Here is a 9,017-nt window from a genome sequence, read left to right as displayed (position 1 = left end):
GGTTTTACATCAGGCATCCGGCGTCGAGCGTTTGGGAAAGTGCCGGGTAGTCGCGATAAAGCCATCAGGCAGCGAGAAGCGAGTTATTCACTCTAATACGCGAAGAACCTTTTTTACCGGCGGGCTTCAATCCTGATGTCATCGCTGCCGGTGAGAATCAGTTGGCCCTGCTTGTTAATGTCGGCGTGATTGACTCCCTTGAGGGCGTCCAAAAATTGCCGCTCCATTTCCATCAGTGGTGCTGGGCAAGCCATCATGTTGACGCCGCCGGTGGTGATGGTGAAGCTGTCCTCGTCCTGCACATAGGTGGCCATATAATTGTTGCAGGCGGCCTTGCCGGCCACTTGCCCGGGCTGATGAAAGTTCAGCGTGACGGTAGCCTCAGTGACGTCTTCGCCATTAAGCGATGTGACGGACCAGGCTTCTCCACGCAGTTGGCTCTCTTCAACCATGGTGCGTACCTCGTTGGCTGGCTGCCCTGTACAGGCAGCCAGTAACAGTGCGGTGCTGCCCAGCAGCAGCGGAAGGCGAAATGGGGTCATGGTGTGTCCTTGTGAGACGTTGTGGGTTACTTAGTGTATGTGCGGGGCGATATGGTTCCCGGCCAGGCTGGCGTTTATTGATGTGGCGCAAGGTTGTTGCAATGGATGAGAGGAGTGCGTTGACTGGTCGCGGAAGAACAGGACAATGCAGTGAATCCTCTCTTATCTTCACTTTTCTGATCGCAATGATGGCAGGCCATGCTGAATACGTTGCTGGAATTTTATATTGAGCACCAGTGGCTGGCGCTGCCGCTGGCCATGCTGTCCGCCGCTGGGGTGGGCATTCTGTGGATGGGCTGGTTGAGCCTGATGCTCACCGCGTTCGGTCAGCGGCGCTGGCTATGGGGGTTTGCGATTTTGTTGCTGCCTGTGCCGGCGTCCCCATGTTTTGCGCTGCGCCATCCGACGCTGAATCCCTGGGCCAATCGGCTGGTGCTATGGGGATTGTTGTTGTCTCTGCCGATCCTGGTGTTAACCGGCTGGTGGGGCTGGCTGGCGTTGACCCAGGCGGCGCCCGCCGCCTGATCAGTCTTCGTCGTTTGTCAGCCAGTGTAGGGGCTTGTCCGGCTTGGCATAGCTGAGCCGGCCGATACGCTGACTGCGGTGGTAGCTATCCAGCCCCGACAGCGCCACCGTCCCGGCCCGTTCAATATCCACAAAGCCATCATCCCCCAGTACCTCATCGGGTAGCAGGATATGTTCGATGGCACCGATCACCAGAACGGTGTTATTCACCGCCAGGGTTTGCACTTCCCTCACCGCCATGCCCAGTTTTATCCGCGCCTGTGCCACGAAGGGGGCGGCAAAGTCGGGCAGGTAGGCTGGGCTTAGCCCGGTAGCGGTGAACTCGGAGGTATTCCGGGGATAGCGGGCGGCGGTCTGGTGGGCGGCTTCGAGGATCTCGGCATGGACCTGGTTGAGCGTATAAACACCTGTGCCTTGCAAGTATTCCAGGCTATGCCGGTCCACCGAGTGCGGGCGCAATATCATCCCCATCAATGCCGGGTCGGCCCCGAGATGAAAGCAGGAGCCGACCATGGCCAGGTTTTCCTGGCCGTTCTCGGAGCGAGTGCCCACCAGGTTGGCACTTTTGAAGCCGGACAGGCTATTGACCAGATTGACCCGCTCCCCGCGGGGTAAACCCTTGAGTGTATCGGCTGTCAGATGCATGGTGTGATTCCTCCCTGGCCCGTATTATCGGTAGGTGCCGTGAGTAAACCGTGGAGACCCGTTACCGGCTATGGCAAACCCTTTCGATCGCGATCAGATTATTCAGCAGTGGCAGCCCTTGAACTGGGAGGCCTTCGATCCGCTGAGTGAATCCAGCCAGCGCTATGTGGCGTACTACGGTCTCAATTTTGCCGATCGCCTGCCGGACCTGGAGCATGGCTTCGGTTATTTCGAGGCGGCGGGGCATATGCTTTCCGTGCATGGCTGGCGGCCGAAGCCGCCCGTTCAGCCGCGGGGCACTGTGCTGATTTGCCACGGCTACTTCGACCATGTGGGATTGTACCGGCATGTGATCGGCCATGTGCTGGAGCTGGGCTATGCGGTGCTCGCCTATGATTTGCCGGGCCACGGGTTGAGCACTGGCCCGCAAGCCGTGATCGACGATTTTCGTACCTACCGCGACGTACTGGAACAGTGCCTGTCGTTGGCAACCAATTATTTCCCCAAGCCCTGGCATGTGATTGCCCAGAGCACCGGTGGGGCCATCGTGATGGATTATCTGGTCAGCCGCGGTGAGGGCGATGAGAACCCTTTTGAGCAGGTCATTCTGCTGGCGCCACTGGTGCGGCCGTTCAAGTGGGGAACGGCTCGTTGGTTGCACACCATGGTCAGCCCGTTTGCCAAAACCCTGAAACGGGTTTTTACCATCAACTCCAACGATCCGGATTTCCTCGACTTTCTGGAAAACAAAGACCCTTTGCAGGCACGGCGTATTTCCGCCATCTGGGTGAGTGCCCTGAAGAAATGGATGCCGGGTTTTGAAAAAGCGTCACGGATAAAAGTGTCGCCGGTGGTGATTCAGGGAGACAGGGATGAAACGGTGGACTGGCAATATAACCTGGAGATGATCAAGCAGAAATTTGAAAGCCCCGATATCCATATGCTTCCGGGAGCCCGCCACCAGCTGGCCAATGAAAATGAAGCGTTCAGACGTAAAATCTTTGCCATTATTGACGAGTACCTGGCGTAAATTCGATTTTTTACGCTTTGTTACTTGAGCAGGTTGCGGCTTTGTAACAGTGTGAATTCACGGTTCCCAACCAGGGAGTTTTGTGTTTTTACAAGGAGTCTATGATGAACAGTAAATGGATGTTGGCCGCTGCTTCCGGTGCGGTCTTGTTGAGTCAGGCTGCCGTGGCAGACCTGAATGCAGGCGTCAATGCTGCCGTGAATGCCCAGGCAGATGCCGATGCTGCTGAACAGACTGTTCGTGACCAGCGAGATGCGGCCAAGGCCGATGCCAAACAGATGGAAAAAGATGCACGGGCCCAGCGTGATGCAATGGAAAGCGATGCCAAAGCCCGCCATGACGCGATGAAAGAAGATGCCAAGGCAAAGCGTGATGCCATGAAGGATGACGCAAACGCCATGGGCGATGATGCCCGTGCCAAGCATGAAGCCAACATGAAGAAAATGGAAGAAAGCCGTGATGCCGCGCGTCAACGTCATGAAGATGCCATGAATAATGCGCAAGGGGCTGGCGCCAGTGCCAACGCTGAAATGAAAGCGGGGGCCGCCGGTGTCAATGCGGATGCGAAAGCGGATGCCAAGGCGGACGCTGAGAAGAAAGAAAAATCCTGGTATAACTTCTGGGATTAATCTTTCAGGTGAAAACCAAAAAAGGCCGCACATTGCGGCCTTTTTTGGTTTTCTCGCGGGGCTGGGAGATATCAGCATTTCTGCGGTCCCCCCGTGGTGTCAGTATTGGTTCACCGTACCGTTTTCACCCACCAGCACCACGTCGGCAGGCCGCTTGGCGAACAGGCCATTGGTGACGACGCCAACGATATTATTGAGCGCGGTTTCCAGTTCAATCGGGTTGGTGATATCCAGATTGTGCACGTCCAGAATGATATTGCCGTTGTCCGTGACAAAGCCTTCACGGTATTCCGGTTGTCCACCCAAAGCCACCAGCTTGCGGGCCACGTAAGAGCGGGCCATGGGAATGACTTCAACTGGTAGCGGAAAAGCCCCCAGCCGTTTTACCTGTTTGGAGGCGTCCACGATGCAGATGAATTCCCGTGCCGCTGCGGCGACAATTTTCTCGCGGGTAAGTGCGCCGCCGCCGCCCTTGATCATTTCCCGGTGGCTGTTCACTTCGTCAGCGCCATCTACATACACTGGCAGGTTGCCCACGTCGTTCAGTGAAAAGACCTGGATGCCATGCTGCTTGAGTCGCTCGGCGGTGGCATCGGAGCTGGCCACAGCGCCTTTGATGCGATCCTTGAGGGTGGCCAGTCCGTCGATAAAGAAGTTGGCGGTGGAGCCGGTGCCCACGCCGATGATTTCCCCTTCGGGGACAAAACGCAGTGCGGCTTCGGCTACCTGCTTTTTCAGCGCATCCTGATCCATGAGGCTGTCCTGTCGTAATATGGGTGTGTATCGACCCTGAGGTGTGCGCCAATTATAGGCCAGCGGCGGTCCTGACTCGACCCCGGGCTATCGCATTTGTGCCGGCCAGCCCCTAGACTATTCCTTTCCCTTCACAGAATGAGCCCGGAACCCTCCATGCTGGACAAATACGTTAAACGGATACTGCAATCCCGCGTCTACGACGTGGCGGTGGAAACTCCCATTCATGCAGCGCCGTTGATTTCCAAACGTATTGGCAACCGGGTGCTGCTCAAACGGGAAGATCTGCAACCGGTGTTTTCCTTCAAGCTGCGCGGCGCCTACAACAAGTTGTGTCAGTTGAACGAGGAACAGCTTGCCCGCGGGGTCATCTGTGCGTCAGCAGGGAATCATGCCCAGGGACTGGCGCTGGCGGCGTCGGCCATGGGGGTCAAAGCGACCATCGTGATGCCGCGTACCACGCCGGATATCAAGGTAAGTTCCGTGCGTCGCCACGGTGGCAAGGCGGTGTTGCATGGCGACAGCTTTGACGAAGCCCTGGCCCACGCGCTGAAGCTGCAGGCCCGTGACAACCTGACCTTTGTTCACCCTTACGATGATCCGGATGTGATTGCCGGCCAGGGCACGGTGGGCATGGAGATTCTGCGTCAGCAAAGCCGCGAACTGGATGCGATTTTTATCCCGGTGGGCGGCGGTGGGCTGGCGGCCGGGGTAGCGGCTTATGTGAAGTACGTGCGTCCGGAGGTGAAGGTGATCGCGGTGGAGCCGGAAGATGCCGCCTGCCTGAAAGCCGCCCTGGAGAAAAAACGTCGGGTCACCCTGCCGGAAGTGGGGCTGTTTGCGGACGGTGTTGCCGTGAAGCAGATCGGCAAGGAAACCTACAAGGTGTTGCGTGATCACGTGGATGAAGTGATCACCGCCAGCACCGATGAAATCTGTGCGGCCATCAAGGACGCGTTCGAGGATACCCGTGCCATCTGCGAACCGGCGGGGGCGCTGGCCCTGGCGGGTTTGAAGAACTGGGTAACCAAGCACGATGTGCGTGACCAGACGCTGGTGGCAATTCAGAGTGGCGCCAATGTGAATTTTGACCGGCTGCGTCATGTGTCAGAGCGTGCCGAGCTGGGCGAGCAGCGCGAGGCCATTCTGGCTGTCACCATACCGGAAACGCCTGGTGCGTTTCGGGCGTTCTGCCAGGCCCTGGGGCGGCGCGGTATTACTGAATTCAACTACCGCTACAGCGATGACCGGGATGCCAATATCTTTGTCGGTATTCAGTTGCGGCCGGGCGGAGAGGCGCTGCAGACGCTAATGAGCGAGCTGCAGGAGCGCGGTTATCCGGTGGTGGATATGAGCGGTAATGAGATGGCCAAGCTGCATATTCGTCATCTGGTGGGCGGGCACACCTCCCGGCATGACCTGAAGGAGCGGCTGTTCAGGGTGGAATTTCCGGAGCGCCCCGGAGCGCTGATGAAGTTTCTGCAATCCCTGGGCGAAAAATGGAATATCAGCCTGTTCCATTACCGTAACCACGGCGCGGCCTATGGCCGTGTGCTGGTGGGCTTCCAGGTGGAGGATGGCAAGCAGAGCAAGCTATTGGCCGACCTCAAGAAGGTGCCTTATCCCATGGTTGAGGAGAGCGACAACCCCGCCTACCGGTTATTTTTGAACTAATCGCTATTTAGCCTGTCGGTTAATCGGCGTAGCCGGTTTTGTTTGCGTTTCCGTCTTTTTTGTCCGATTTTTTGCTAACTCATTGATTTTACATTGTGTTGGTTGTTAAAAGGGGCAACGATTGACGAGCGTAGCGCACTTTGAACGTAGAGAGTTACTGCAGAGTTCTGTTAAGAAGTGTCAGCAACCCGCGCTAACTGCTTGACTTTACATTTGGAAATGATCAAATTTTGACCCACTTGGCATTTTATGCTGTTAAATCAGACTAAGGTGACAATCTTGTTAATACTTTTGGGTCACTTTTTTCATATTGCTGTACCGTTTTGGGGAATAGAACAATGAAGAAAAAGCCGGACGCCCTGGTGCTACTGGCGGTTGTTTTCGGGTTAGGCGTGCTGGTCAGCAGCCTCACCCATGGTGGAAATGAACCGGATTACCAGCGTTACGCTGACAGCGCAGGCATTACTGTCACGCAGACGACGCAGTAACAATACTCTCTACCGGTTGGTCCCACGGGGCCACCGGCAGCTCGCCTCTCTCCATTTTCTGAAAATCGTACCCCGCAGCCACCAGCCGTGGCCGTCGAGGGTGCCGTGCCAGTTGTTCCAGGGTGCGATCGTAGTAGCCGCCCCCCATTCCCAGCCGATACCCCGCCTCATCAAACGCCACCGCAGGCAGAATAATCACATCCAGTGCCCACAGGGCCCGGCCACGGTAGCGCAGGGCGGGCTCGTGAATGCCGTAGGCATTGGCTCGCATGGGATGGTGATGCTGCCAGAGGCGAAATTGCAGATAGCCGGGCCGCAGAGCGTCGACAAAAGGCAGATAGGTAGAGGCCTGTTGAAAACGCGGGTGGCGCAAGGCAGGGCGTACATCCAGTTCGCCGTCGTTGGGCAGGTAGATAGCCACGTGGCGGGCAGGACGATGTTGAATGGCCCGGGCCAGGGCAGGGCCGAAGCGTGCACTGGCGCGGCGTCGCTGGCCGCTGCTGAGGGCGCGGCGGCGCTGTCGGAACTGTCGGCGCAGTTGCTGGCGTTGTCGCGTGTCGGTGGTTTTCGCGTCAGGCATCCGGCGTCCGGCGTCAGGCGATAATATAAGGGTGCTTCCCGGCCCGCCGCTGCGGGTTTGACCCTTGAACCGAAGGTTCAAGGTGGAGGCAGCAGCATTGCCCTCAGGCTTTCCGCTCAATAGGCGGACATGCACACGGACAAGGCAATATATGCCCCCGGGTAGTACATTATCGGCAAGGGGACTTGACCCTCTGGCGCACGGGCCAGGAAGCACTTGGGGTAATTGTATCAGTGGTGCAGGGGCCGGGTCAGTCTTGACAGGGAAGGGATTTCGTTGGTGGTTCTTGGTCTGGATGCGAAGCCGCTGTAGGAGCACCTCTTGCAGGTGCGAACCCCGTGTAAGCGCGTAAATCGCTGGTGGCTCGATGGGGTTCTCTGAGCGCGTGTCGTTAGCTGTTTCTGTGTGGTCTCGTTATGCTCGGTTCGCACCTGCAAGAGGTGCTCCTACAGGCGAGGCGGAGAACAGTTACAGCTTCCGGCGGGCGTCTTCGAAGGCCTGGATTTCCTCTTCCAGGCGGCCGAGCAGGGCCTGCACGCGGGCTTCGCTTTCAGAATCCTGGGAGACGCTCTGGCGGGCGCGGAGCAGTTCGTGGCTCATGTTCAGAGCGGTCATGATGGCAATGCGCTCCAGGCCGATCACATTGGCATCGCGGACTTCGCGCATCTGTTCGTCCAGGTAACGGGCGGCCGCCAGCAGGTTGTCCTGTTCCCCGGCGGGGCAGGCGACGCGATACTCCTTGTCCAGTAGATGAATTACCAGGGAGTTTTCGTTAGACATTCCGGATTACACCGCATTGGCTGTGAGTCAGAGTCAGGCAGGAGACCACGCTCAGGATTCCTGCTCGAGAGATTTCAGACGCGAGATGATGGCCTCGACTTTATTGCGGGCGGCATCATTTTTTTTCAGTAACTGGGCCCGTTCTTCCACCAGTTTGCTCTCGCGATCATGCAAGGCCTGGTTCTCTTGACGCAACCGCGCGCTGATGCGCAGCAGGTCATCGACTCGGGCTTCCAGTTGCCTCAGTTGTTGTTCCGTCGTCATGGCAAAATGGTCGCTGTTCGCCTAAGGTAGCTCCCCTGCACCTTACCGGTATTTTCCGGTGATGGCGCCCCCACCCGGATTGCAGGCTTTTTGTACTATAGGTGTGGGGTCTGTAAGGGTCAATGAAATTCAAGTGTGATAGCCACTTAGCACACACTTCTCAGGTAATCCCCAACTCTGCTTCCCGGGGCCGCCGCGCCAGCGGATCACCGGCTGTTGAAAACGGAAAGACGCATGTCCAACGATATTGATTTTGAGGTTCTCGTCCAGGGGCTGGCTGCGGCCGGCGTAAAGCATTCTCCCAGTGAACTGCAGGGGGTGATTGCCGGCCTGCTGGCCACCGGCCACGGCGGCCACAATGAGGAACTGCTTGGGGTGCTGGCTGCCCACGTGGATATGCCGGAGGGCTTTGGTGCCGAGATGAATGGCGCCCTGCTGGCGGTGCGAGACCAGTTGCACGGCGGTTACCAGGGAACCGGTCTGGAGCTGAACCTGCTGTTGCCGGGAGATGAGGAAGACCTTGGCTTGCGGGTGGCCGCGCTGGCCCAGTGGAGTGAAGGCTTCCTGGTGGGCTTTGGCACCGGCTCGGCCAACACCCACGACAAGGACCTGTCACCCGGCGTGCAGGAAGCACTGTCGGACCTGGCGGCAATTAGCCAGGTGGCTACGCCGGATGATGACGGCGACGCCGAGGAAGACATGTTCGAGCAGGTGGCCGAGCACTGCCGTATGTCTGCCCTGATGATTTACACTGAGCTGGTCATGCGCCATCAGGGCAAACCAGAGTCGGCGCCAGCGGATAAAACACCGCCAACCCGCCATTAATGGGGATCAGGCGTTTGGTTTGTTGCGTGAGTTGCGTGAAGCGTGCCGCCTGTTGCGTTATTTAAGGAGTCGTTTTGAGTATCAGCCGCCAGGAGTTTGCCCGTCGTCGTCAGGAGCTGATGACCATCATGGGGCCCAACAGCATTGCCATTCTGCCTGCCGCCCCGGAGCGCACTCGCAACCGGGACGTGGAGTACCCGTACCGGCAGAACAGCGATTTCTGGTACCTCACCGGTTTCGCCGAACCGGAAGCGGTGATGGTGCTGCTGCCGGGGCGCGAGT

General features: G+C 57.9%; 13 protein-coding genes and 1 other RNA gene. 7 read left to right on the top strand and 7 right to left on the bottom strand.

Going from position 1 to position 9,017, the window contains the following annotated elements:
- Positions 1 to 113 precede the first annotated feature (113 nt).
- Entirely contained in the window at positions 114 to 542 is a 429-nt protein-coding gene (locus tag A3730_RS24285) for an META domain-containing protein (protein WP_063521710.1), read from the bottom strand.
- A gap of 198 nt (positions 543 to 740) precedes the next feature.
- Here A3730_RS24285 and A3730_RS24280 point away from each other — a divergent pair, with 198 nt between their 5' ends.
- On the top strand, positions 741 to 1,067 hold the full coding sequence (locus tag A3730_RS24280; RefSeq protein WP_063539151.1) for a hypothetical protein: 327 nt from the start codon (positions 741 to 743) through the stop codon (positions 1,065 to 1,067).
- On the opposite strand, the gene A3730_RS24275 is transcribed toward A3730_RS24280, so the two are convergent.
- A complete protein-coding gene (locus A3730_RS24275) occupies positions 1,068 to 1,712 on the bottom strand; it encodes a flavin reductase family protein (protein WP_063520703.1) in 645 nt (214 codons plus the stop codon).
- A 70-nt stretch (positions 1,713 to 1,782) separates the two neighbouring features.
- Here A3730_RS24275 and A3730_RS24270 point away from each other — a divergent pair, with 70 nt between their 5' ends.
- Both A3730_RS24270 and A3730_RS24265 read left to right on the top strand, forming a co-directional pair.
- Positions 1,783 to 2,742 carry an alpha/beta hydrolase gene (locus tag A3730_RS24270; protein WP_063520702.1) on the top strand — a complete coding sequence of 320 codons (960 nt, stop codon included), beginning with the start codon at positions 1,783 to 1,785 and terminating at the stop codon, positions 2,740 to 2,742.
- Between the two features lie 101 nt (positions 2,743 to 2,843).
- Positions 2,844 to 3,371, top strand: coding sequence for a hypothetical protein (locus tag A3730_RS24265; RefSeq protein WP_231880673.1), 528 nt, complete (start codon positions 2,844 to 2,846; stop codon positions 3,369 to 3,371).
- Between the two features lie 99 nt (positions 3,372 to 3,470).
- On the opposite strand, the gene rpiA is transcribed toward A3730_RS24265, so the two are convergent.
- On the bottom strand, positions 3,471 to 4,124 hold the full coding sequence (rpiA, locus tag A3730_RS24260; RefSeq protein ID WP_063518545.1) for a ribose-5-phosphate isomerase RpiA: 654 nt from the start codon (positions 4,122 to 4,124) through the stop codon (positions 3,471 to 3,473).
- Between the two features lie 138 nt (positions 4,125 to 4,262).
- Here rpiA and ilvA point away from each other — a divergent pair, with 138 nt between their 5' ends.
- A complete protein-coding gene (ilvA, locus tag A3730_RS24255; RefSeq protein ID WP_082872522.1) occupies positions 4,263 to 5,798 on the top strand; it encodes a threonine ammonia-lyase, biosynthetic in 1,536 nt (511 codons plus the stop codon).
- A 338-nt stretch (positions 5,799 to 6,136) separates the two neighbouring features.
- A complete protein-coding gene (locus A3730_RS30630; protein ID WP_156497101.1) occupies positions 6,137 to 6,286 on the top strand; it encodes a hypothetical protein in 150 nt (49 codons plus the stop codon).
- On the opposite strand, the gene A3730_RS24250 is transcribed toward A3730_RS30630, so the two are convergent.
- The 4 genes from A3730_RS24250 to A3730_RS24235 all read right to left on the bottom strand — a co-directional run bounded on the left by A3730_RS24250 (position 6,267) and on the right by A3730_RS24235 (position 7,910).
- Positions 6,267 to 6,866 carry a 5-formyltetrahydrofolate cyclo-ligase gene (locus A3730_RS24250; protein WP_063521024.1) on the bottom strand — a complete coding sequence of 200 codons (600 nt, stop codon included), beginning with the start codon at positions 6,864 to 6,866 and terminating at the stop codon, positions 6,267 to 6,269. The genes A3730_RS30630 and A3730_RS24250 overlap by 20 nt on opposite strands.
- Positions 6,867 to 6,897: 31 nt before the next feature.
- Positions 6,898 to 7,081, bottom strand: a non-coding RNA gene (gene ssrS, locus A3730_RS24245) — 6S RNA.
- 253 nt (positions 7,082 to 7,334) lie between these two features.
- On the bottom strand, positions 7,335 to 7,646 hold the full coding sequence (locus A3730_RS24240) for a cell division protein ZapA (protein ID WP_063521025.1): 312 nt from the start codon (positions 7,644 to 7,646) through the stop codon (positions 7,335 to 7,337).
- 51 nt (positions 7,647 to 7,697) lie between these two features.
- Positions 7,698 to 7,910: a TIGR02449 family protein gene (locus A3730_RS24235; protein ID WP_063521026.1), complete on the bottom strand. Its 213-nt coding sequence runs from the start codon at positions 7,908 to 7,910 to the stop codon at positions 7,698 to 7,700.
- 234 nt (positions 7,911 to 8,144) lie between these two features.
- Between A3730_RS24235 and A3730_RS24230 the strand changes: the two genes are divergently transcribed.
- Together A3730_RS24230 and A3730_RS24225 are read left to right on the top strand one after the other, a co-directional pair.
- Positions 8,145 to 8,735 carry a UPF0149 family protein gene (locus A3730_RS24230; RefSeq protein WP_063521027.1) on the top strand — a complete coding sequence of 197 codons (591 nt, stop codon included), beginning with the start codon at positions 8,145 to 8,147 and terminating at the stop codon, positions 8,733 to 8,735.
- 74 nt (positions 8,736 to 8,809) lie between these two features.
- Positions 8,810 to 9,017: aminopeptidase P N-terminal domain-containing protein (locus A3730_RS24225; protein WP_197477609.1), on the top strand; the 208-nt coding region annotated here is incomplete at its 3' end.

The sequence above is a fragment of the Alcanivorax sp. HI0044 genome, assembly GCF_001634945.1.
The sequence above is the reverse complement of the archived record's forward strand: the minus strand, read 5'-3'. Positions and strand labels throughout refer to the sequence as shown.

Bases quoted from the DNA above. Each gene is read 5' to 3' on its own strand.
- A3730_RS24230 (WP_063521027.1), top strand. From the start codon at position 8,145: ATGTCCAACGATATTGATTTTGAGGTTCTCGTCCAGGGGCTGGCTGCG.
- A3730_RS24275 (WP_063520703.1), bottom strand. From the start codon at position 1,712: ATGCATCTGACAGCCGATACACTCAAGGGTTTACCCCGCGGGGAGCGG.
- A3730_RS24280 (WP_063539151.1), top strand. From the start codon at position 741: ATGCTGAATACGTTGCTGGAATTTTATATTGAGCACCAGTGGCTGGCG.
- A3730_RS24250 (WP_063521024.1), bottom strand. From the start codon at position 6,866: ATGCCTGACGCGAAAACCACCGACACGCGACAACGCCAGCAACTGCGC.
- A3730_RS24240 (WP_063521025.1), bottom strand. From the start codon at position 7,646: ATGTCTAACGAAAACTCCCTGGTAATTCATCTACTGGACAAGGAGTAT.
- ilvA (WP_082872522.1), top strand. From the start codon at position 4,263: ATGAGCCCGGAACCCTCCATGCTGGACAAATACGTTAAACGGATACTG.
- A3730_RS24265 (WP_231880673.1), top strand. From the start codon at position 2,844: ATGATGAACAGTAAATGGATGTTGGCCGCTGCTTCCGGTGCGGTCTTG.
- rpiA (WP_063518545.1), bottom strand. From the start codon at position 4,124: ATGGATCAGGATGCGCTGAAAAAGCAGGTAGCCGAAGCCGCACTGCGT.
- A3730_RS24285 (WP_063521710.1), bottom strand. From the start codon at position 542: ATGACCCCATTTCGCCTTCCGCTGCTGCTGGGCAGCACCGCACTGTTA.
- A3730_RS24235 (WP_063521026.1), bottom strand. From the start codon at position 7,910: ATGACGACGGAACAACAACTGAGGCAACTGGAAGCCCGAGTCGATGAC.
- A3730_RS24270 (WP_063520702.1), top strand. From the start codon at position 1,783: ATGGCAAACCCTTTCGATCGCGATCAGATTATTCAGCAGTGGCAGCCC.
- A3730_RS30630 (WP_156497101.1), top strand. From the start codon at position 6,137: ATGAAGAAAAAGCCGGACGCCCTGGTGCTACTGGCGGTTGTTTTCGGG.